This is a genomic window from Catellatospora paridis (assembly GCF_009720365.1).
GTDB classification, from domain to species: domain Bacteria; phylum Actinomycetota; class Actinomycetes; order Mycobacteriales; family Micromonosporaceae; genus Catellatospora; species Catellatospora paridis.
In genome coordinates, this window is the sequence record NZ_WBZD01000045.1 from 89274 (window position 1) to 110109 (window position 20836).

The following is a 20836-nucleotide window of genomic DNA, read 5'->3' on the forward strand; positions in this document are numbered from 1 at the left end:
CAACAGGCTCAACTATGCCGCCGACGAGCGCAGCGAGGAGAAGGCATGACCGTCAGCGGACGGATAGTGACCCCGGACGGCGTCGTCGAGGGTTCCCTGCGCCTGGACGGCGACCGCGTCGCCTCCGTCGAGCCCGGCCCGGCGGCCGCGGACCGGTGGGTCCTGCCCGGCTTCGTGGACATCCACAACCACGGCGGCGGCGGCTTCACCTTCACCACCGGCGACGCCGCGCAGGCCCGCGAGGCTGCCGCGTTCCACCTGCGCCACGGCACCACCACGATGCTGGCGAGCCTGGTGTCGTCGCCGTTCGAGCTGATGCGCGACGCGGTGCTGGCATACGCGCCGCTGGTCGCCGAGGGTGTGCTGGCGGGCGTGCACTTCGAGGGGCCGTACCTGTCGCACGCGCGCTGCGGCGCGCAGAACCCCGAGTTCCTGCGCGACCCGTCGCTCGACGAGCTCACCGAGATCCTGAAGATCGCCGACGGCGCGCTGCGCATGGTCACCATCGCGCCGGAGCGGGCGGGCGCGCTGGACGCGATCCGGCTGCTGGCCGAGCACGGCACGGTCGCCGCGGTCGGGCACACCGACGGGTCGTACGCCGAGGTCATGGCCGCGGTCGACGCGGGCGCGACGGTCGGCACGCACCTGTTCAACGGCATGCGCCCGGTGCACCACCGCGAGCCCGGCCCGATCGTGGCGCTGCTGGACTCCCCGACCGTCGTCTGCGAACTGGTCGCCGACGGCGTACACCTGCACGACGGCACCCTGGCCTTCGCCGCGCACAGCGCGGGCAGCGCGCGCGCTGCGCTGATCACCGACGCGATGACCGCGGCGGGCATGCCCGACGGCGAGTACGACCTGGGCGGCCTGACCGTGACCGTCGCCGACCGGGTGGCCCGGCTGGCCAACGGCAGTATCGCCGGCAGCACCCTGACCATGGACGCCGCGGTGCGCCAGGCGCTCGGCGCGGGACTGTCGATCACGGACGTGGCGGCGATGGCGGCGACCACGCCCGCCCGCGCGATCGGACTGTCCGGCGAGCTCGGCGCGCTGCGTCCGGGGCTCCGCGCGGACCTGGTCGAGCTGGACGCCGAGCTGCGCGTCGTCCGCGTCATGAAGTCGGGAGAGTGGATCTGATGGCCCTGGTCTCCACCGGGAAGCTGGTCGCCGAGGCGGCCGCCGCCGGGACCGGCGTCGCCGCGTTCAACGTGATCACCCTGGAGCACGCCGAGGCGATCACCGCCGGGGCGGCCGCGGCGGGCCGCCCGGTCATCCTGCAGATCAGCGAGAACGCGGTGAAGTTCCACGGCGGCCGGCTCGGCCCGATCACCGCCGCCGCCCGCGCCGTCGCCGAGCTGGCCTCGGTCGACGTGGCACTGCACCTGGACCACGTGGAGTCGGTCGCGCTGCTGGACCAGGCGCCCGAGCACGGCTTCTCCTCGGTCATGTTCGACGCCTCGACCCTGCCGTACGCGGAGAACGTGGCCGCGACCAGGGCGGCCGCGGAGTTCTGCCACGAGCACGGCCTGTGGCTGGAGAGCGAGCTGGGCACCGTCGGCGGCAAGGACGGCGCGCCGCCGCTGGGTGCGCACGCCCCGGGCGCACGCACCGACCCGGCCGAGGCCGCCGCCTACGTCGCCGAGACCGGCGTGGACGCGCTCGCCGTCGCGGTCGGCTCCTCCCACGCGATGACCAGCCGCGACGCCGCCCTCGACCACGACCTGATCGCCGCCCTGCGCCAGGCCGTCACGGTCCCCCTGGTCCTGCACGGCTCCTCCGGGGTCGGCGATGCCGAGCTGCGCCGCGCCGTCACCGGCGGCCTCGTCAAAATCAACATCGGCACGGCCCTGAACATCGCGGCCACCACCGCGGTCCGCGAGGTCCTGTCCGGCGACCCGAAACTCGTCGACCCGCGCAAGTACCTGCGCCCGGCCCGCGACGCCATGTCCGCGACGGTCCGGCACTTCCTCACCCTGCTCTAGACCTGCTCGGCGAACAGGCGTGGACTGGTGGGCGTGACGCGTTCCGACCGCCCACCAGCCACGCCCGCCTCGACCGAGGCCGGGCGGCTGCCCGCGCCGGACGGCCGGCGGGCTCCGGAGGTCCGCGAGCTGCGTGACGAGCGGCTCGACCGCGCCGGGGTGGCGATGCTGCTGGTGCGCGACGACCTGGTGGATCCGGAACTGCCCGGCAACAAGTGGCGCAAGCTCAAGTACAACCTGTCGGCGGCACGCGAGCAGGGGTTCGGCACGCTGCTCACCTTCGGCGGGGCCTACTCCAACCACCTGCGCGCGGTCGCCGCCGCAGGCCGCCGCCACGGGCTGCGCACCGTGGGCATCGTGCGCGGCGAGCAGCACCTGCCGCTCAACCCGTCCCTGGCGTACGCCGCCGCCCAGGGCATGACCCTGGCCTATCTCGACCGCGACACCTACCGCCGCAAGCACACCGACGCCGTCCTCGCCGAACTGAAGCGCGCCTGGGGCGACTGCTACGTGATCCCCGAGGGCGGCAGCAACGCCCTCGCAGTGCGCGGCTGCGCCGAGCTGCCCGCCGAGATCGACGCGGCGTACGACGTGCTCTGCTGCCCGGTCGGCACCGGCGGCACCCTGGCCGGCCTCGCGGGCGGCCTGACCGGGACGCGTCGCGCGCTCGGCGTGGCCGTGCTCAAGGGCGCGAGCTTCCTCGCCGGCGAGGTGACCGAACTCCAGCGCCAGGCGTTCGGCGCGCCGACGGACAACTGGCGGATCGACCTGGACCACCACTTCGGCGGGTACGCCAAGCGCACCCCGCAGCTCGACGCCTTCGTCGCCGACTTCCACCGCCGCCACGGCCTGGCCCTGGACCCGATCTACACCGGCAAGCTCCTGGCCGCCCTGTTCGACCTGGCCGGACAGGGCGCCTTCCCGCCCGGCACCCGCCTCGCCGCGGTCATCACCGGCTCCGCACCGCTTGACGCACCACATCGTGGTGCATAGCCTGGTGCAATGAAGCGCTTGAGTGTCACCGTCACCGACGGGGTAGCCGACACGGTGCATGAGCTGGGCACCGAGTCCGTGCTGCGCAAGGCCCTGGAACTCTGGTATGCGCAGCGCGGGCAGACGCCCGATCTCACCAGCGAGGGCGCACGGCTGCGGGCGATGCTCGACGTCGCCGACGCCACCCTGCGCGACATCTGCCTGGAGATCGGCTACGAGCACATGGCCACCTGGCACAACGGCCAGGCGACGGCGGAGCGGGCAGCCCACCGGGAGCGCCGCGCCCGTTCGGTGGCGGAGTGGACGGCTGAGGAGTCCGCGGCGTCCGGCGAGCGCCGATGAGGGCTCCGGTCCGCGGCGAGGTCTACTTCGTCGACCTCGGTGCAGAACTCGGCCACAAGCCGTTCGCCGTCGTCAGCAACAACCGACGCAACCGCGCGTTGACCACCGTGCTCGCCGTGCGCATCACGACCACGAACCGGAACACCCACATCGAGACCGTGGTCGCCCTGGGACAGGACTGTGGAGATCTCGCGGGCTGGGCCCTCTGCGACGACGTCGAGAAGCTCTGGCGCGACGAACTGCCGACGCCCGCGGGCGCGCTCGGCCCATACACGATGGCCGCCGTGAACGTGGGGCTGCGCGCGGCGCTGGCGCTCTGACGGTCAGCCCTTGCGGCGGCTGACGGCGTAGGCCAGCACGCCGGCGGCGAGCATCCCCGCCCCGGCCAGCACGGTCGGCTCGGGCAGGGTCATCGCGAGCACGATGCAGCCGATCAGCCCGAGCGCCGCCACCGCGCGCAGGTGCTTCGGGCCGCCGAGCGTCCACGCGGCGGCATTGGTGATCGCGTAGTAGGTCAGCACGGCGACGCTGGAGAAGCCGATCGCGCCACGCACATCGGCGGCCAGCACCACCGCGATGATCACCGCGGCTATGGCCAGCTCCGCGAGCCACGGGGTGGCGTACCGGTGGTGCACCGCGGACAGCCGGCTCGGCAGGTCACTGCGCCGGGCCATGGCCAGGATCGTCCGCCCGACCCCGGCCAGCAGGCTGAGCAGCACCCCGCACACCGCGATGCCCGCGCCGATCCGCACGACCGGGACCAGCCCGGGCACTCCGGCCGCGGCCACCACGTCGGCCAGCGGCGCGGTGGACCTGGCCAGCGCGGGCAGCCCGAGCACGGACAGACAGGTCAGCGCCACGACGAGGTAGACCGCGAGCACGACGCCGAGGGCGACCGGCACCGCCTGCGGGATGGTGCGGGCCGGGTCGCGGACCTCCTCGCCGAGCGTGGCGATCCGGGCATACCCGGCGAACGCGAAGAACAGCAGCCCGGCCGCGTTGAACGGACCCGCCGGACCGACCGCCCCGGCTTCCGGAGCACCGCCGCCCCACAGTCCCACGGCCACAGCCGTGACCAGCACCAGCAGCGTGATCGCGACCAGCACCCGGGTCGCGGCGGCCGTCTTGGCGACCCCCCGAATGTTGATCAGGGTCAGCAGCACGACCGCGGCGACCGCGACCGGCCGGGCGTACGCGGGCCACAGGTAGTACCCGATGGTCAGCGCCATCGCCGCGCAGCTCGCCGTCTTGCCGATGACGAACGCCCACCCCGCCAGGAACCCGGTGAACGCCCCGAGCTGCTCGCGCCCGTAGACGTAGGTACCACCGGACTCCGGGTACCGGGCTGCCAGCCGCGCCGACCCCGTCGCGTTGCACGCCGCCACGACAGCCGCGATCAGCAAGGCCGTCAGTAACGCCCCGCTGGTGCCCGCGGCGGCCGCCGCCGGACCCCACACGACGAACACTCCGGCGCCGAGCATCGCCCCCAGCCCGATGACGACGGCGTCACCAAGCCCCAGCCGCCGCGCCAACGTCGAGATCACGCCCGCAGGCTAGCCCGCCCCCGTCGAAGAAAGGAAGGGCACCTTCTTAACGCTGTGTGTATAGGAGGGGCACCTTCTTAACCTTCCGACGGAGAACGCCGAGGTCAGCACGAATGCCGCGGGGTGTCAGCGGGCGGGCGGCAGGATCGCGTCCCAGTCGATCCGGTGGATGATCCGGTCCAGGAGCAGGCCCAGGGCGAGCGCGGCCAGCCCGTCGGTGACCCAGTGGTGCGACAGGTACGTCGTCGTGCACAGGACGATCACCGGCGGCGCGACCCGCATCCAGCGCACCAGCGTCGGCGGTAGCCGCCACAGCCGCGAGGCCAGGATGACGATCACGCCCCACCACACGATCGCATTCACCACGTGGCCGGACGGGTACGAGTTCGAGTACACCACCGCCAGCGGATTGAACAGCTCCACCGCGTTGGGCAGTCCGCTGCTCGGCGCGTCCCGGTGCGTCCACAGCTTCAGCGGCCCGATCGTGAGGTACGTCAGCAGGAACCCGGTCACCCCCGGCAGCAGCACCCGCAGGTCCCGGGTGCGCACCAGCAGCGTCACCGTCAGCGAGCCCGTGATGATCCACATCACCAGCCAGCCCTGCCCGAGGTAGTTCAGCCCCCGCGCGATCACGTGCGCCCAGCCGGGCTGGTGGCTCTGCACCCAGTCACGTACGCCCAGGTCCAGCCCTTCCGTCACGCCGCGCGCCGCCAGCACTGTGATCAGCGCCAGCACCGCCACCAGGGTGACGTCCCACCACCAGCTGTCGAACCGGCTCAGCCGCCGCGTCGGAATCCGCACCGGCCCACTATGCCTGACCGCCCCGATGACCCGGCACGCCTGCACCGCCCCACCACACGATCTCCACCACGCCCACACCCCAAGGTGATCATGAAGTTATGGCGACGACACGCCGTCGACCCGTGCCATAAGTTCATGATCACCCCGAGGCCGGGTGGGCGGTCAGAGGAGGTCGGCGAGTTTTTTGTTGATCAGTTCCATGCGGACGCCGGAGTTGGGGCAGCCGCCGAAGTGGTGCAGCGCGATGACCTTGTCCGTACGCCGGGACAGCACCGGCGAGCCGGACGAGCCGCCCTCGGTGTCGCAGTAGTAGGAGATGTCGGTGTCCTTGGCGTACCCGTCGTAGTCGCTGTCCTCCACCGCGCAGTTGCCGGCCCGGTCGCGGTCGCTGCTGATCGCCACCATCGCCGGCGCACCGGCCGGGTGCTGCGGGATGTAGAGCTCCTCGCCCTTGTCCGGGCGGCGCAGGTCCAGCTCCAGGTAGCCGAACTTCTGCACCAGGTCGAAGTCGGTCACCGAGAACAGGCTGAAGTCGAGGGTGCGGTCCGTGGTGACCAGCTCGCTCAGCCACACCTTGGTCGGCCGGAACACGTCGAAGCCGCCGCACTCGGCGCACTGGTAGTTGAACCACACCTCGACGTCGGTGGTCTCGCTCTTGTCGGCGACGCAGTGGTTGTTGGTCAGCAGCAGGTTGCGCGGCCCGACCCGCCAGGCGGTGCACAACTCGACGCCGCCGATCAGCATGCGGGCCACGGCCTTGGAGCGCCGGTAGACCACCGGCTCGGTGGTCCGGTAGCAGACCGCGTCGGCCTTCTGGTCGGAGCCGCAGATGGTCTCCTCGCGGCCGGTGCGCGCCGCATCCCGCTTGACCCGCTGGTACGACTCCGACGCGGCGGCCCGCTCCGGCTCGGTGTGCCCGCGGCTCACCTTGTCGATCACTACGCCGAGCCGCGCCACGGCGCCGCCCAGCCCGAGCAGGTCGAGGTTCGAGCTGTGCAGCTCGACCAGGGCGGTGTCCCCGGTGACCGACATCGCCCAGCGGCCCGCGGTGCCGAGCACCGAACCGACGGCGTCACCGTCGATGCGGTGCACCTCGGCCCGCTTCGGGTCGCTGACCGTCAGGTAGTCGCCGGGAAGTAGCAGCAGCTGCGAGAAGTGCACCTTGACGTATTCGGCCCCGGGATAGCGCAGGGTGGCGCTGCGGTCCGCGTCGAGGTAGCCGAGCACCGCGTGGGCGGCTTCGAGCCGGCCCGCCTCGGCCCGGCCGGCCTGGCGTACCGTCGCGTCCTTGCCTTTCGCCGCGACCGGGGCGACGACCTCGCCCGCGGCCGGGGACTCGGCGCCCTGCACCGCGGTGACCATCGATCGGGCGGCGTCCGACCCGGCTGCGGGTGGGGATCCCTCGCCGAGCACCGCGGCGCCCGCCGCCGTGGTGAGCGCCAACACGGCAGAGATTCCCATCACCAGCGCGACCGTACGGCGCATGCGACCAGCCTCCTGAACGACTCCGGACAAGCTCCCTACGTGCAACGACGCAGCGCTTCGGCCGGTGCATCGGCTGAAAAGAGGATTCGCGGCAGGTGTGGGCCAATCCGTAGGCTGTTCGCGTGCGGATCACCTCGGCCCTAGTCGACCCTGCCCTGATCGATTTACCCTGGTCCACTCCACTGGAGGAGTGGCCGGCCGACCATCTGGTCGCACTGCCCCAGGGCATCTCGCGGCACGTGGTCCGCTTCGTCAAACTCCAGGGCACCGTGTACGCGGTGAAGGAGACCCGCGAGAAGATCGCCGAGCGGGAGTACGACCTGCTGCGCGCGCTGGAACGGATCAGCGCGCCCTCCGTCGAGGCCGTCGCGATCGTCGCCGACCGCATCGCCGCCGACGGCGAACACCTCGAACCGGTGCTGGTCACCCGGCACCTCAAGTTCTCCCTGCCGTATCGGGCGCTGTTCTCGCACACGCTGCGCCCCGACACCATGAACCGGCTGCTGGACGCGCTCGCCGCGCTGCTGGTGCGCATGCACCTGCTCGGCTTCTTCTGGGGCGACTGCTCGCTGTCCAACACCCTGTTCCGCCGCGACGCGGGCGCGTTCGCCGCGTACCTGGTCGACGCCGAGACCGGCCAGCTGCACCTGCGGCTGTCCCCCGGCCAGCGCGGCGAGGACCTGGAGATCGCCCGGACCAACATCTTCGGCGAGGCGCTGGACCTGCAGGCCGCGGGCCTGCTGCACGAGGGCATCGACCCCGAGCACGTCTCCGACGAGGTGGTGCGCCGCTACGAGACGCTGTGGCACGAGCTGACCCATGAGCAGGCCGTCGAGACCGACACCCGCCGCCAGATGGACAAGCGCATCCGCCGCCTCAACGAACTCGGCTTCGACGTCGAGGAGGTGTCGATGTCGGTCGTCGAGGAGGGCGGGCACCGCAGCATCATGCTGCGCCCGAAGGTCGTCGACGCCGGTCACCACACCCGCCGCCTGCTCCGCCTGACCGGCCTCGACGCCGAGGAGAACCAGGCCCGCGCGCTGCTCAACGACCTCGACGCCTACCGGGCCGAGTCCGAGGACCTGCCCGACGAGTCCCAGGCCGCGCACCGGTGGCTGGTCGAGGTCTTCGAGCCGGTGATCCGCGCGGTGCCGGCCCACCTGCGCGGCAAGCTGGAGCCGCCGGAGCTGTTCGTGCAGATCATCGAGCACCGCTGGACGCTGAGCGAGAACGCGGGGCGCGACGTGGGCCTGGCCCCCGCGGTGCAGTCGTTCCTCAACGACGTGCTGGTGCACCGCCCCGACGAGCAGGCCGTCCTCGGCTACGACCCCGACGACGAGCCCGACCCGGACCTCATCCCCGACGACGACATCACCGAGGACGACGACCTCGACCCCGCCCCCCGCTGACCCCACCGGCCCCACCGCGCCCGACCGGCCCCACCGCTCCGTACCGCGCCGGGCCACTCCGCTTTTCATAGACGTTGGCCTATCTGGATGACTTTTTCGCGATCGTCTTCATCTGGATAGGCCAACGTTTATGCGTGGGGGGTGGGGGTGATGTGGGCGCGAACGGGTGACAGGGCTGGGCGATCCGTAAAACCGCAGGTAGCGTGGCTGCCCGGTCCGGACTCGCCGCTGTGCCGAGCGGCGTGGCACCCCGTCGGGCCGTGCGCAGCGAGAGGGTCGCGACGATGCGATCACGGACGCGCCTGGCCGCCCTCGCCAGGCTCTCCGCGGAACGGGCCAGGCCCGACGGCCGGGCACGCCGCCTGCCGTCCGCCGGCCGTCGGCCGCTGCCGGGCTGGCTGCGCTCGTTGCTGGTGCTCGGCGTCGGCATCGCCGCGGCGCTGACCGTCGCGACCCCCGGCAACGCCCAGGTCAGCGCGGACGCCGCCGCCACCCACATGATCCACGCACTGCCGACCGGCGACCTGACCGCCGTGCCGGAGGACTTCGCGCAGGTCATGCACTACACCCCGGGCACCGCACGGCTGGCCGACGGCTCGCTCCGGGTGATCAACCCGAGCGGCTCGTGCTCGGTGCCCGGTGAGGGCCGCCCGTTCGACTTCGCGACGGCCTGCAAGGCGCACGACTTCGGCTATGACCTGCTGCGGTATGCCCAGCGCCGGGGCGCGCCGCTGGATCCGGCGGCCCGCGCCGACATCGACCTGCTGCTCGACCACGACCTGCGGGTGCAGTGCGTCGCCGACTCGACTCCGGCCAGCTGCGACGCGACCGTCACCCTGTTCGCCGCCGGGGTGGGCTTCAACTCCTGGCGTCAGGTCTCCGGGCCGCCCGTCGACACGTCCGGGCTGCCGCGCACCGCGGGCCTCGTGCTGCTGGCCCTGGCCGGTGGCGGCTGCCTGGTCACGGCACGCTCGCGCCTGCTCCCTGCTCGATCGGGTCCGCGTCGTCGTCCACGCCGTTTCCGGCGGCCTGGCGCATCAGCCGGCTGAGCCCGTCGCGGCTGGCGACCACGGTGATCCGGTCACGGGCCTGGAGCACCCGGTTGGGCGCGGGCCGCCACAGCGGGCGGGGCTCGCCGAACTCGGCCAGCGCGATCACGCGTACCGCGCCGGCGGCGTCCGCGACGGCCACTCGCTGGCCGGCGAGCGCCGAGCCCGTGCCGACCACGACCTCCGCCACGAGCAGCACCCGGCGTTCGACCGAGATGGTGCCGATGACCTCGCGTTCCATCAGCGCCTCGGCGAAGGCCGGCGCGGCCAGGTAGGACACGCTCCGGGTGAACCGGATGCTGAACGTCTTGCGTACCCGCGCGGCGAGGTCGCCGTCGAACAGCCGGACCAGCACCCGCAGCTTGGGCTGCAGGTTGCGGCCGTGCAGCGCCGCCTCCAGGTTGATGACGTCGTTGCTGGCCAGCGTCATCAGCGCGCGGCAGTGCTGCACGTGGGCCGAGCGCAGCGTGCTCTCCCGGCTCGCGTCGCCGATGATCAGCGGCACGCCCAGCTCGCGGGCCAGCGGCACGCCGCGCGCCTCCTCCTTGACGTCGATCGCGACCAGCGGGATGTCCCGGTCGTGGAGCAGCCGCAGCACCCGGGTGCCGACGTTGCCCAGGCCGACCAGCACGACGTGGTCCTCCTCGGGCAGCCGCAGCCGCCCCTGCGCCACCGCGAGCCGGGCGTTGACCGCGCCCTCGACGACCATGGCGGTGATCAGCGGCACCAGGGCCAGCCCGGCCAGTGCGACGAGCAGCTGCAGCACCTGCTGCCAACCGGGGATGTCCGCGTCGAGCTGCGGGCCGCCGAGCGCGTTGACCAGCGTGACGTAGACGCCGTCCCAGAACGAGGCGACCTCCGGCCGGGTGCGCGCGAACGCGAAACCGGCCCCGACCAGGATCAGCAGCACCACCACGACCGCGATCCGGAACTGGCGCGAGATCAGCGTCTTCGCGGTGTCCACGACCGCGGGCAGCCGCCAGCGGCGCGCGTTGCGGCGTACGGTGCGCGCGACGGTGGTCACCGTGTCGGCGACGCTGTCGGCCACCCCGCTGCTCACCCGTGCCTCGGCCAGCACCAGGTCGGCCCGTCCCGGGTCGGCGGGCAGCAGGTCGGGCGCGGTGCCGCCGGTGGTGGTGTCCACCAGCCCGCAGACCACGTCGCCGGGAGCCACCTCGGCCCGCCGGGCGACCACCAGGGTGCGGCCGCCGACGGGCAGCGGCACCGCGTTGACCTCGTCGAGGGCCAGCGCGACCAGTGCCGGTGAGGCGATCTCGGCATCGGACAGCACCCGGGCGTTGCCGAGCAGTTCCTCGATGCCGCGGCCGAGGTGGGAGTTGTACATCCGGACCACCAGCCGCAGTCCCGGCACCAGATCGCGGGCCTGCAGCGCGACGTGGATGTTGCCGACGTCGTCCTGGACCGTGAGGGCCAGCCCGATCGCGGTGGCGACGTCGGCCTTGACCAGGGCGCGTTCGTCGACGCGCTCGACCACCACGACGCGCACCCGCGGCAGCTCGTTGAAGTCGCGGGCGTCGCGCCGCTGATCGGCGGTCATCAGCACCACCACGTCCACGCCGTAGCGCGTGGTCAGCTGCTCGGCCAGGCGGTATGCCAGGCCGTCGGAGCCGTTGATCACGAAGTGGTTGTTGCGGGTACGGCGGAGGTTGGCCACTACCGAGGAGGGGGTGAGCACGCCCGGATGCTATCGACCACGCACCACCCGTACTACCCCTGAGGGATCGCCAGACATGTCTTTCCCGCGACGATATGCCCCTTTTGGTCGTTGCTCCATCAGACGAATGCACCATGCAGCACCCTGCGGTTCGGGGTGCATCGGTCAGCAATCGAATGGATGGACATGAACAAGTGGTTCTACCGTGCCGTCGGCGCCGTGGGCGTGGCGGGCGGCGTCATGCTTCTCGGCAATGGCGTCGCGCACGCTGAAACGGCCACCGAGGCCCAGCCGACCGCCGATCTTCAGGCCATGCGAGGGCTGGTGGCCGACCTCTTCTCTCCGACGGGCGGCCTGCACGACCTCGGCCTGTCGCTCGACATGCCCGACACGAGGCTGAACGCAGGGCTGCTCGCAGAAGGCCCGCTTTCGATCACGCGCGGCACCGGCGACCTCGGCGTCACCGCGTACGCGCCCGGGGTGCAGGACATCTCGCTCACCGGCAAGGTGCCGGATCTGACCCGCGCGCTGCCGAGCACCGGCCTGCTGAACAGCACCGGCCTGCTCAACGGCGCCGCCAAGGAGGAGGGTCTGCCGGGCCTGGACAGCGTGACCGGCATGCTCTCCGGCGGACCGCTCGGCGGCCTGCTCGGCGCGCAGCCGGGCGGAAGCCCGCTCGGCGGCCTCACCAACGGTCCGCTCGGCGGCCTCACCAGCGGTCTCATGGGCGGTCCCGACGGTGGCGGCACCCTGGGCGGACTGCTCGGCGGCGGCGGCAGCCCGCTGGGCAGCCTGACCGGTGGCGGCGGCCCGCTCGGCGGCCTCACCGGGGGCGACGGTCCGCTCGGCGGCCTTACCGGCGGCCTGGGCGACCTGACCGGCGGGCTCAGCGGCGGCCTCAACGGCGGCGGCCAGGCAGCCGACCCGCTCGGCGGCCTCACCGGCGGTCTGACCGGCAGCCTCACCGGCGAGCGCAACGACCTGGCCGGGCTGCAGCCCACGCCGGCGCCCGCACCGGTCTCCGCCGACGGCGACGCCGCCCAGGACACCTTCGGCGAGTGGGTCGACGAAGCGCCCACCAGCATGCCGTCCGACATGCTGATGCGCCAGGACGTCGTCGACCCGCTGCTGGACGTGGACGCGCTCGACCCGTCCGACAGCCAGGGCATCACGCTCGACCCGGCGCTGTCCCAGCAGGTCGCCGACGCGACCTCGCAGATCGTGCCGGCGCTCATCGCCGACGCGATGGGTCACAAGAGTGTCGACGACGACCTGCTCGCGACCGAGGGACTGCCCACGGCCGAGGGCCTGCCGTTCGTCGACAAGCTGCCGATCCTCGACGGCGTACTCGGCAACGGCGGCCCGCTGGACAGCATCCTGGTCGTCGGTGACATCGCCAAGCAGCTGCCCGGCGTACGCGACCTGGCCAACGGCAAGCTGAGCCTGGACACCGTCACCAAGATCCCGGTCGTCGGCGGCATGCTCACCGGCGGCATCGTGCAGGGCGGCAAGCCCGGCACCGCGCTGCCCGTGGTCGGCTCGCTGCCGCTCGTCGGCGACGCACTGGGCAAGATCACCGGTGGGCTGAACGGCATCAGCCCGGGCCGCGGCGCGAACCTGCTGAACCCCACCCCGGTCGTCGACACGCAGCTGCCGGTGGGCCAGCAGATCACCGCGCCGACCACGCTGGCTCAGCCGCAGCACGTCGGCCGGCACCGGGCCACCGAGCGCCCGATCGCCGGCGAGGACGCGGAGTACGCCGAGTCGGCGACCACCGAGGCGGGCCTGCCCGGCCTGGGCGAGCTGCCGCTGCTGGGCGGCCTCACCGGCGGCCTGACCGGCGGCGCCGGTGGTGCCGGCGGGCTCGGCGGCCTGCCGGTGGGCAGCCTGCTGGGTCAGCTGCCGCTCGTCAACGACCTGCCGATCCTGGGCAACATGGCCACCTCCATGGAGGTGCTGCGCGCGCTGCCGCTGGTCGGCACCGCCGCGGGCCTGCTGCCGCTGGAGAGCGACACGCTCGTCTGACAGGCGTACAAGCGAGGGGGCGGATGCGACACGCATCCGCCCCCTCGCGCACGTCACCGGGTCCAGGCCCGTGAGACGGCCCCGTCGGGGACGCGCTCGCCCACAGGCTCACCGTCGACCCATCCGGCGCACGATTCGTGCCGACGAGCGCATAGTCGGTCGGCGAGATGGATGCTCAGCGCAGGACGAGGGTCACGTGGGCGCCGGACTCGCCGTGTACCAAAGTGATCTCTCCAGCGAGCCCGGCCAGCTGTCCGGTCCCCGAGCCGGGCACGACGTGCCCGAAGGTCTGGGGATCCTTGCCGTCGTCGAGCCCCCCGTGCTGGAAGACCACCGTGCCGGCCCGGCCGTCGATGGTTCCGGTGAAGCGCTCGGAGGCGACGTAGCCACGGCCGTCCGGGCCGGCCGCGGTGAGAACTTCGGCGACGCTGGCACCGTCGACGACCCCGCGGAAGTTCTTGCGGACCGTGACCCGCGCGAGGGCCGGGCCCTCGCCGGGCTCGTCGTAGACACTCGGGTCCCAGCCGCTGACCTCGAACTCTGCGATGAGAGTCCGTGTGGCGGCCGGCGCTGGGCTGTTCGGATCCGTCATGCACGAAACCGTATTTCCGGTCGCCCGCGCGGTCTTGAAAATTTGCGACAGGCAACGGTGATGGCCGGACTCGGCCGAGAGCGGGCGACGGTGTTGCTGTACATCGCTGCTGTACAGCTACAACGTCCAAGCAGCGGGCGCACCGATGCGACCGATCGCCTTCGCCCCGGTACGGTGCTCTACTGCCGTAACCGCGCGTAGGCCTCGTCCGGACAGTCGAGATGTGGGGTGACCGCCGATGGTCGTTCTTATGGGGCTGCTGTTCTGTATATCGGTGTGCCTGGTCGTGCCGGCTTGCATCACACCCACCAGCCGGATCAACCGCGAGGTGTATCTGTGGGCCTACCTTGCGGTGCTGGCGGTCCTCTTCGGGAGCATGTCTGCTTATGAGACCGAGATGACTGCGCTCTGGTTGATGATGGCGCTGCCGGGGGTCATGGTCGCGGCGTTCCGCCTGGTCTTCTTCCCCGGTGACCGAAAGCGGCGCTGACCATGCAACTTTGCTGTCACCACGGGCCGGGGAAGCGTCAATGCCCAGACCCGCTGTCGGGTTCTGGGCATTGACCTGGGCTTATCTCGGAGCCGACCAGGGGACTTGAACCCCTAACCTTCCGATTACAAGTCGGGTGCGCTACCAATTGCGCCAGGCCGGCATGCACGGTGCGAGGAGCCGCCGTACCCAGCGATGGTACGCGGCGGGAGCACCGGGTCCGCTACCGGATTCCCCGGAGTTTCGTACCGATCATCACCATACCGTCCGTTTTGCCTGGCAGACGCGTTCCACCTGATGATCCACGGGCTTGTTTACACGCCGTTACGCGGTTACTTTGGCGAACGCCGGGTTCGTGCGAACGTAGTCGGCACTTCACTTTCACTCGGATCGTCCGGCACGTTCCTGCCGGTGGAAGGACACACCCCTGTGGCTACCGTCACCTATTCCAAGGCCTCCCGGATCTACCCGGGCACGGACCGCCCCGCTGTCGACCAGCTCGACCTCCAGATCAACGACGGCGAGTTCCTCGTCCTCGTCGGCCCGTCCGGCTGTGGCAAGTCCACCAGCCTGCGGATGCTGGCCGGTCTCGAGGACGTCGACCAGGGCGCGATCTACATCAACGACAAGGACGTCACGAACCTCCCGCCGAAGTCGCGGGACATCGCGATGGTCTTCCAGAACTACGCCCTCTACCCGCACATGACGGTGTACGAGAACATGGCGTTCGCGCTGAAGCTGCGCAAGACCCCGAAGTCGGAGATCGACGTCCGGGTCAAGAAGGCCGCGCAGATGCTGCAGCTGGAGGAGTACCTCAGCCGCAAGCCGAAGGCGCTCTCCGGCGGTCAGCGCCAGCGTGTCGCCATGGGTCGCGCCATCGTGCGTGAGCCGCAGGTCTTCCTCATGGACGAGCCGCTGTCGAACCTCGACGCCAAGCTCCGTGTGCAGACCCGTTCGCAGATCGCCACGCTGCAGTCGCAGCTGGGCATCACCACCGTGTACGTGACGCACGACCAGGTCGAGGCCATGACCATGGGTCACCGCGTCGCCGTGCTGCTCGACGGTGTGCTGCAGCAGTGCGACACCCCGCGTGCGCTGTACGACCGGCCGTCGAACGTCTTCGTCGCGGGCTTCATCGGCTCCCCGGCCATGAACATCAAGACCGTGCAGCTGACCGACGGCGGCGCGGTGTTCGGCCAGATGGTGCTCCCGCTGACCCGCGAGCAGGTCGCCCTGGCGCAGGCCGAGGGCGGCAACGGCCAGGTCACCGTGGGCTTCCGTCCCGAGGACTCGGACCTGGTGGGCGCGAGCGAGGGCGGCATGCCGATCGTCGTGGACCTGGTCGAGGACCTGGGCGCGAACGCGAACGTGTACGGCCACGCCGCGATCAACGGTGGCGAGGAGCGGTTCGTGGTCACCACGACCCGTCAGGCGATGCCGACCCTCGGCGACACCGTGTTCGTCAAGCCGGTCGTCGGTAGCCACCACGCGTTCCACGCCGCCTCCGGCGTGCGCATCTGACGCAAGCAGTAGGTAAAGGGCGGGACCGGAAACGGTCCCGCCCTTTTGTGATGCGCGCGCCGATCTTCGCTTAGCCGTGCTCCACCGGGTAAGGATGGAGCCATGACGGAGTATCGAGTCGAGCACGACACGATGGGCGAGGTGCGGGTGCCCGTCGACGCCCTGTGGGGTGCGCAGACCCAGCGGGCCATAGAGAACTTCCCAGTTTCGGGCACTCCCCTGCCGTACCCCCTGATCATCGCCCTTGCCCAGATCAAGGAGGCTGCGGCCGAGGCGAACGCGGCCACCGGGGACCTGGATGCGCAGACCGCGGGCGCGATCGCCTCCGCCGCCCGCGAGATCGCCGACGGCGACTTCGCGCCGCACTTCCCGCTCGACGTGTTCCAGACCGGCTCGGGCACGTCGACCAACATGAACATGAACGAGGTGCTGGCCCGCCTGGCCGGGCAGCGCCTGGGCCGGGCCGTGCACCCGAACGACCAGGTGAACGCCTCGCAGTCCAGCAACGACGTGTTCCCGTCGGCGATCCATCTGGCCGCGCTGCGGCTGGTGGCGTACGAGCTGCGCCCGGCGCTGCTGGAGCTGGAGAACGCGCTGTCGCGCAAGGCCGGCGAGTTCGCGCACGTGGTGAAGTCCGGCCGCACCCACCTGATGGACGCCACGCCGGTGACCCTGGGCCAGGAGTTCTCCGGTTACGCCCAGCAGGTGCACCGGGCCGCCGAGCGCATCGCCTCGACCCTGCCCCACGTCGCCGAGCTGCCGCTGGGCGGCACCGCCGTCGGCACCGGCGTCAACGCGAGCGCCGAGTTCCGGCGCGAGGTCTACCGCCGGCTGGCCGCCAACACGGGCCTGCCCGTCAAGGAGGCCGAGAACCACTTCGAGGCGCACGGCGCCCGGGACGCGCTGGTCGAGCTCTCCGGGCAACTCCGCACCGCCGCGGTCAGCCTCTACAAGATCGCCAACGACATCCGCTGGATGGGCTCCGGGCCCCGCGCCGGCCTCAGCGAGCTGCGTATCCCCGACCTGCAGCCCGGCTCGTCGATCATGCCCGGCAAGGTCAACCCGGTCATCTGCGAGTCCGTCCGCCAGGTCTGCGCCCAGGTCATGGGCAACGACGCCGCGGTCGCCTTCGCCGGCTCCCAGGGCGACTTCGAGCTCAACGTCATGCTCCCGGTGATGGCCCGCAACCTGCTGGAATCCATCACCCTGCTGGCTAACGTCAGCCGCCTGTTCGCTGTCAAGTGCATCGTGGGCCTGCGGGCCAACGAGGAGGTGGCCCGCCTCTACGCCGAGGGCTCGCCGTCGATCGTGACGCCGCTCAACCGGCACATCGGCTACGAGGAGGCCGCCGCCGTCGCCAAGCAGGCCCTCGCCGAGAACAAGACCATCCGCCAGGTCGTCGTCGAACGCGGCCACGTGGAAGCCGGCAGGCTCACCGAGGAGCAGCTCGACGCGGCCCTCGACGTGCTCGCCATGACCCGCCAGCCCGACTGACCGCCCGCCGGCCTGCTCTTAAATAGACGCCAGCCTATCACGTTGAGTATTTGTAGATCAAACTCAACGTGATAGGCCAGTGTCTATGAGAAAACGACGCGCCGAGCGCGACCCCGTCACGCCGCCCGGCGGCGCGCCACTTCGGCCAGGGTCACGGCCGCAGCCACGGAGGCGTTGAGCGACTCGACCTCCGACACCATCGGAATGCTCACCCGCATGTCACAGGTCTGCCCGACGAGCCGACCCAGCCCACGCCCCTCGGACCCCACCACCACGATCAGCGGCCCGACGGCCGCCTCCAGCTGGTACAGGTCGGTCTCCCCGTCGGCATCGAGCCCGACGACCACGAAGCCCTCGGCCTGCGCCTGCTTCAGCGACCGGGTCATGTTGGTCACCTGCGCCACCGGCAGCCGCGCCGCGGCACCGGCACTCGTACGCCACGCCGTCGCGGTGATGCCCGCGGCACGCCGCTCGGGCACGAAGATGCCCTGCGCGCCGAACGCGGCCGCCGACCGGATCACCGCGCCCAGGTTGCGCGGGTCGGTCACCCCGTCCAGCGCCACCAGCAGCGGCTCCGGGTGCTCGATCGACGCGGCGAGCATGTCGTCGAAGCTCTCGTACGCGAACGGCGGCACCTGGATGCCGATGCCCTGGTGCAGCACGCCGCCGGTGAGCCGGTCGAGCTCGGCGCGGCTGATCTCCAGGAGCGGGATGCCACGGTCGGCCGCGGTGCGCACGGCTTCGGTGACGCGCTCGTCGATGTCGAGGCCCTGGGCCACGTAGAGCGCGGTCGCGGGCACGTGCGCGCGCAGCGCCTCGACCACCGGGTTGCGGCCGACGAGCAGCTCGGGCGCGTCCTTCGGGGTCTGCGACTTGCGCCCGGGGGCGACCCGGGGGCCGCTGCGCACGGGTGCGCCGCCCCGGCCGGCCGGGGTGCGCCGGGTCGGGGCGCCCTTGCCGCCGCTGCCGCGGCCCCAGGTGGTGTCCTTGCTGCCGGGCTTGCCGATCTTCGGAGCACGCCCCTCGACGGCGGCGGCCTTGCGCTCCTTGTCCTGCTTCCAGGCGGTCTTCGAGGGCAGCTTCTCGGTGCCCGAGTAACCCTTGTGCCACGGACGCTCGTCGGCGGGCAGCGTCTTGCCGCGGCCCTTCAGGGTGTCCTTGTTCTTGCCGCCCGTGCCCTTGGCGGCGCTCTTCTTGCTGATCTGGCGTATGTTCCGGCGTTGCGAGTTGCCCGGCATTACAGTTCACTTCCGATCGTCCAGCGTGGACCGTGCGGGGTGTCCTCCACCACGACTCCGGCCTGTTTCAGCTGATCCCGCACGGCGTCCGCGGCGGCCCAGTCCTTACGTTCACGTGCGGCCGTGCGCTGCTCCAGGGCGAGCGCGACCAGCGCGTCGACCGTGCTGCGCATGCCGCTGCCGCCCTTGGCGTCGGCCCAGGCCGCGTCCAGCGGGTCGATGCCGAGCACGCCGAGCATGGCCCGGACGCTGCCCAGCGCGCCCGCGGCGTCCTTGTCGTTCCCGGCGGCCAGCGCGGTGTTGCCCTCGCGGACGACCTCGTGCAGGGCCGCGAGCGCGGCCGACGTGTTGAGGTCGTCGTCCATCGCCGCGGTGAAGTCGGCGCACAGCGCCGTCGGCTCGACGACGCCGACCAGTTCCACGGCGCGCTGCACGAAGCCCTCGATGCGGCGGTATGCGGTCGCGGCCTCTTCCAGTGCGCCCCAGCTGAAGTCGATGCGGGCCCGGTAGTGCGGGGCCAGCATGTAGTAGCGCAGGTCGACGGGCCGGAGCCCGCGCTCGACCACCGACTCCAGGTCGATGACGTTGCCCAGCGACTTGCTCATCTTGGCCTCGCCGAGGTTGAGCAGGCCGTGGTGCACCCAGAACCGGGCGAACGCCAGCCCGGCGGCACGCGACTGCGCCTGCTCGTTCTCGTGGTGCGGAAAGACCAGGTCGAGGCCGCCGCCGTGGATGTCGAACTCCGCGCCCAGGTAGCGCTTGGCCATCGCGGAGCACTCGATGTGCCAGCCGGGCCGGCCGCGGCCCCACGGCGAGGGCCACTCGGCGTCGTCGGGTTCCGCGGTCTTCGCGCCCTTCCACAGGGCGAAGTCGCGCGGGTCGCGCTTGGCCCGCTCCGGGCCGTCCGGCGCGGCCAGCATGTCGTCGGGCCGCTGCCCGGACAGGGCGCCGTACTCGGCGAAGGAGCCGACGGAGAAGTAGACGTCGCCGCTGCCGTCGTTGCTCGGGTACGCGTTGCCGCGCTCGATCAACTCGGTGATCAGCTCGTGCATCTCGGGCACGTGCCCGGTCGCGCGCGGCTCGTAGGTCGGCGCGAGCACGTTCAGCGCCCGGTAGGCGGCGGCCAGCGTCACCTCGTTGGCGTACGCGATCGACCAGAACGGGCGACCCTGCTCCAGCGACTTGGCGAGGATCTTGTCGTCGATGTCGGTGATGTTGCGCACGAACACGACGTCGTAGCCCGCGTGGAGCAGCCAGCGCCGCAGCACGTCGTAGTTGACGCCCGAGCGCAGGTGGCCGATGTGCGGGCCGGACTGGACGGTGAGACCGCACAGGTACACGGAGGCCTGACCGGGAACGCGCGGCACGAAGTCGCGCACCTGTCTGGTCGCGGTGTCAAAGAGTCTCAACGTCACCGCATAAGGATAGTCAATGCGGGGCGATCCATCGCGACTGCAGCCACCGCAACGCATCAAGCTCATCCGGATCGACGGCGATTCGATACTCACGGCCATCAGTGCCGGTGACGCCGATCACGGCCGCGTCCCCGATCGCCGCCCGGTCCGCCTTCGTCGACGGAGTCTCCGGCAGCGCCGAACCACCGAGCACGGGGATGGCCCGGCGGGCGATGCCGTCGCCCTGCGAGATGCTCAGCGAGACGGTGTCGGCCCGCAAGTGCCCGCGCAGCCACCCGTTGCGGGCATATCCCGACGTCGTGCCGTACACCTGGCCGGGGATCTCCAGGGGTTCGCCGGATTGCACCAGCTGCAGCGAGACCTCGCCCACCACGACGATGTTGGCCTGCTCCGCAGCGACCGGCGCGCCGAGCGAACGCGGCTCGCCGTGACGCGCGATCTCCGCGCGGACCGTGTCGATCATGTCCGTGCCGGCCCGCCAGCCCTTGACCTTGCCGTAGTAGCGCCACCGCCGGCCCTCGGGCGACCTGCCCCGGGCCACGATCAACCACGGCGCGCCGAACAGGAAGCGGGCCAGCACCCACAACGGCAGCAGCAACAGCACCAGCAGCCACTCGACCGCGAGCACAACCAGGACGACCAGCACCGGCAGCGCCAGCACGATCATCAACACGGAAGCGCACCCCAGCGAGCCGTCAGCCAGCTTCAGAAACTCGGGCTCGCCCTCCGGCACGCTGCGCCGACGGCGCGGTCGCCATGGCAGCCAGCGCCGCCCGACCCA

Annotated in this window: 19 protein-coding genes and 1 tRNA gene; 11 read left to right on the top strand and 9 right to left on the bottom strand. The window is 71.6% G+C overall.

Annotation, left to right across the window (positions count from 1 at the left end; genetic code table 11):
* The first annotated feature begins 45 nt into the window (after positions 1-45).
* The 5 genes from nagA to F9C41_RS39770 are packed head-to-tail and all read left to right on the top strand — an operon-like array spanning position 46 to position 3637.
* The gene (gene nagA / locus F9C41_RS39750; protein WP_155392016.1) at positions 46-1137 is read left to right on the top strand and encodes an N-acetylglucosamine-6-phosphate deacetylase; all 1092 of its coding nucleotides are present in this window, start codon (positions 46-48) and stop codon (positions 1135-1137) included.
* Positions 1137-1982: a class II fructose-bisphosphate aldolase gene (locus tag F9C41_RS39755; RefSeq protein WP_155392017.1), complete on the top strand. Its 846-nt coding sequence runs from the start codon at positions 1137-1139 to the stop codon at positions 1980-1982. Before nagA ends, F9C41_RS39755 begins: the two co-directional genes overlap by 1 nt.
* A gap of 33 nt (positions 1983-2015) precedes the next feature.
* Positions 2016-2975: a 1-aminocyclopropane-1-carboxylate deaminase/D-cysteine desulfhydrase gene (locus F9C41_RS39760; RefSeq protein WP_230690371.1), complete on the top strand. Its 960-nt coding sequence runs from the start codon at positions 2016-2018 to the stop codon at positions 2973-2975.
* A gap of 9 nt (positions 2976-2984) precedes the next feature.
* Entirely contained in the window at positions 2985-3317 is a 333-nt protein-coding gene (locus F9C41_RS39765; protein WP_155392018.1) for a hypothetical protein, read from the top strand.
* The gene (locus tag F9C41_RS39770) at positions 3314-3637 is read left to right on the top strand and encodes a type II toxin-antitoxin system PemK/MazF family toxin (protein ID WP_155392019.1); all 324 of its coding nucleotides are present in this window, start codon (positions 3314-3316) and stop codon (positions 3635-3637) included. Before F9C41_RS39765 ends, F9C41_RS39770 begins: the two co-directional genes overlap by 4 nt.
* 3 nt (positions 3638-3640) lie before the next feature.
* Here the strand turns inward: F9C41_RS39770 and F9C41_RS39775 are convergent, their stop codons facing one another.
* The 3 genes from F9C41_RS39775 to F9C41_RS39785 all read right to left on the bottom strand — a co-directional run bounded on the left by F9C41_RS39775 (position 3641) and on the right by F9C41_RS39785 (position 7147).
* Positions 3641-4858 carry an APC family permease gene (locus F9C41_RS39775; RefSeq protein ID WP_155392056.1) on the bottom strand — a complete coding sequence of 406 codons (1218 nt, stop codon included), beginning with the start codon at positions 4856-4858 and terminating at the stop codon, positions 3641-3643.
* Between the two features lie 129 nt (positions 4859-4987).
* Positions 4988-5662 carry a phosphatase PAP2 family protein gene (locus F9C41_RS39780; RefSeq protein WP_155392020.1) on the bottom strand — a complete coding sequence of 225 codons (675 nt, stop codon included), beginning with the start codon at positions 5660-5662 and terminating at the stop codon, positions 4988-4990.
* A gap of 162 nt (positions 5663-5824) precedes the next feature.
* Entirely contained in the window at positions 5825-7147 is a 1323-nt protein-coding gene (locus F9C41_RS39785) for a trypsin-like serine peptidase (RefSeq protein ID WP_155392021.1), read from the bottom strand.
* 122 nt (positions 7148-7269) lie between these two features.
* Between F9C41_RS39785 and F9C41_RS39790 the strand changes: the two genes are divergently transcribed.
* Positions 7270-8556, top strand: coding sequence for a DUF4032 domain-containing protein (locus F9C41_RS39790; protein WP_155392022.1), 1287 nt, complete (start codon positions 7270-7272; stop codon positions 8554-8556).
* Positions 8557-8840: 284 nt separating this feature from the next.
* Positions 8841-9605, top strand: a complete 765-nt coding sequence (locus tag F9C41_RS39795) for a phospholipase A2 (protein WP_155392023.1) — start codon at positions 8841-8843, stop codon at positions 9603-9605.
* Here the strand turns inward: F9C41_RS39795 and F9C41_RS39800 are convergent.
* Positions 9517-11301 (bottom strand): potassium channel family protein, encoded by a 1785-nt coding sequence (locus tag F9C41_RS39800; RefSeq protein ID WP_155392024.1) that lies wholly within the window; start codon positions 11299-11301, stop codon positions 9517-9519. The two genes, F9C41_RS39795 and F9C41_RS39800, sit on opposite strands and share 89 nt — an antisense overlap.
* Before the next feature lie 165 nt (positions 11302-11466).
* Between F9C41_RS39800 and F9C41_RS39805 the strand changes: the two genes are divergently transcribed.
* Positions 11467-13305, top strand: coding sequence for a hypothetical protein (locus tag F9C41_RS39805; protein ID WP_155392025.1), 1839 nt, complete (start codon positions 11467-11469; stop codon positions 13303-13305).
* Positions 13306-13480: 175 nt separating this feature from the next.
* Here the strand turns inward: F9C41_RS39805 and F9C41_RS39810 are convergent, their stop codons facing one another.
* The gene (locus F9C41_RS39810) at positions 13481-13897 is read right to left on the bottom strand and encodes a DUF3224 domain-containing protein (protein ID WP_155392026.1); all 417 of its coding nucleotides are present in this window, start codon (positions 13895-13897) and stop codon (positions 13481-13483) included.
* A gap of 250 nt (positions 13898-14147) precedes the next feature.
* Between F9C41_RS39810 and F9C41_RS39815 the strand changes: the two genes are divergently transcribed.
* The gene (locus F9C41_RS39815; protein WP_155392027.1) at positions 14148-14387 is read left to right on the top strand and encodes a hypothetical protein; all 240 of its coding nucleotides are present in this window, start codon (positions 14148-14150) and stop codon (positions 14385-14387) included.
* Between the two features lie 90 nt (positions 14388-14477).
* Here F9C41_RS39815 and F9C41_RS39820 read toward each other — a convergent pair.
* Positions 14478-14550 (bottom strand) — tRNA-Thr (locus tag F9C41_RS39820).
* A 266-nt stretch (positions 14551-14816) separates the two neighbouring features.
* On the opposite strand from F9C41_RS39820, the gene F9C41_RS39825 reads away from it, so the two are divergent.
* Positions 14817-15908, top strand: coding sequence for an ABC transporter ATP-binding protein (locus F9C41_RS39825; RefSeq protein ID WP_155392028.1), 1092 nt, complete (start codon positions 14817-14819; stop codon positions 15906-15908).
* A gap of 102 nt (positions 15909-16010) precedes the next feature.
* Entirely contained in the window at positions 16011-17402 is a 1392-nt protein-coding gene (locus F9C41_RS39830) for a class II fumarate hydratase (RefSeq protein ID WP_155392029.1), read from the top strand.
* A 116-nt stretch (positions 17403-17518) separates the two neighbouring features.
* Here F9C41_RS39830 and rlmB read toward each other — a convergent pair whose 3' ends face one another.
* The 3 genes from rlmB to F9C41_RS39845 are packed head-to-tail and all read right to left on the bottom strand — an operon-like array spanning position 17519 to position 20788.
* Positions 17519-18640, bottom strand: coding sequence for a 23S rRNA (guanosine(2251)-2'-O)-methyltransferase RlmB (gene rlmB / locus F9C41_RS39835; protein ID WP_155392030.1), 1122 nt, complete (start codon positions 18638-18640; stop codon positions 17519-17521).
* The gene (cysS, locus tag F9C41_RS39840) at positions 18640-20055 is read right to left on the bottom strand and encodes a cysteine--tRNA ligase (protein ID WP_155392031.1); all 1416 of its coding nucleotides are present in this window, start codon (positions 20053-20055) and stop codon (positions 18640-18642) included. Before cysS ends, rlmB begins: the two co-directional genes overlap by 1 nt.
* A gap of 13 nt (positions 20056-20068) precedes the next feature.
* A complete protein-coding gene (locus F9C41_RS39845) occupies positions 20069-20788 on the bottom strand; it encodes a hypothetical protein (RefSeq protein ID WP_155392032.1) in 720 nt (239 codons plus the stop codon).
* Positions 20789-20836: the final 48 nt, after the last annotated feature.

Excerpts from the sequence above, each read along its gene's own strand:
- nagA (WP_155392016.1), top strand. The coding sequence starts at position 46 with ATGACCGTCAGCGGACGGATAGTGACCCCGGACGGCGTCGTCGAGGGT.
- F9C41_RS39755 (WP_155392017.1), top strand. The coding sequence starts at position 1,137 with ATGGCCCTGGTCTCCACCGGGAAGCTGGTCGCCGAGGCGGCCGCCGCC.
- F9C41_RS39765 (WP_155392018.1), top strand. The coding sequence starts at position 2,985 with ATGAAGCGCTTGAGTGTCACCGTCACCGACGGGGTAGCCGACACGGTG.
- F9C41_RS39770 (WP_155392019.1), top strand. The coding sequence starts at position 3,314 with ATGAGGGCTCCGGTCCGCGGCGAGGTCTACTTCGTCGACCTCGGTGCA.
- F9C41_RS39785 (WP_155392021.1), bottom strand. The coding sequence starts at position 7,147 with ATGCGCCGTACGGTCGCGCTGGTGATGGGAATCTCTGCCGTGTTGGCG.
- F9C41_RS39795 (WP_155392023.1), top strand. The coding sequence starts at position 8,841 with ATGCGATCACGGACGCGCCTGGCCGCCCTCGCCAGGCTCTCCGCGGAA.
- F9C41_RS39805 (WP_155392025.1), top strand. The coding sequence starts at position 11,467 with ATGAACAAGTGGTTCTACCGTGCCGTCGGCGCCGTGGGCGTGGCGGGC.
- F9C41_RS39810 (WP_155392026.1), bottom strand. The coding sequence starts at position 13,897 with ATGACGGATCCGAACAGCCCAGCGCCGGCCGCCACACGGACTCTCATC.
- F9C41_RS39815 (WP_155392027.1), top strand. The coding sequence starts at position 14,148 with ATGGGGCTGCTGTTCTGTATATCGGTGTGCCTGGTCGTGCCGGCTTGC.
- F9C41_RS39830 (WP_155392029.1), top strand. The coding sequence starts at position 16,011 with ATGACGGAGTATCGAGTCGAGCACGACACGATGGGCGAGGTGCGGGTG.
- rlmB (WP_155392030.1), bottom strand. The coding sequence starts at position 18,640 with ATGCCGGGCAACTCGCAACGCCGGAACATACGCCAGATCAGCAAGAAG.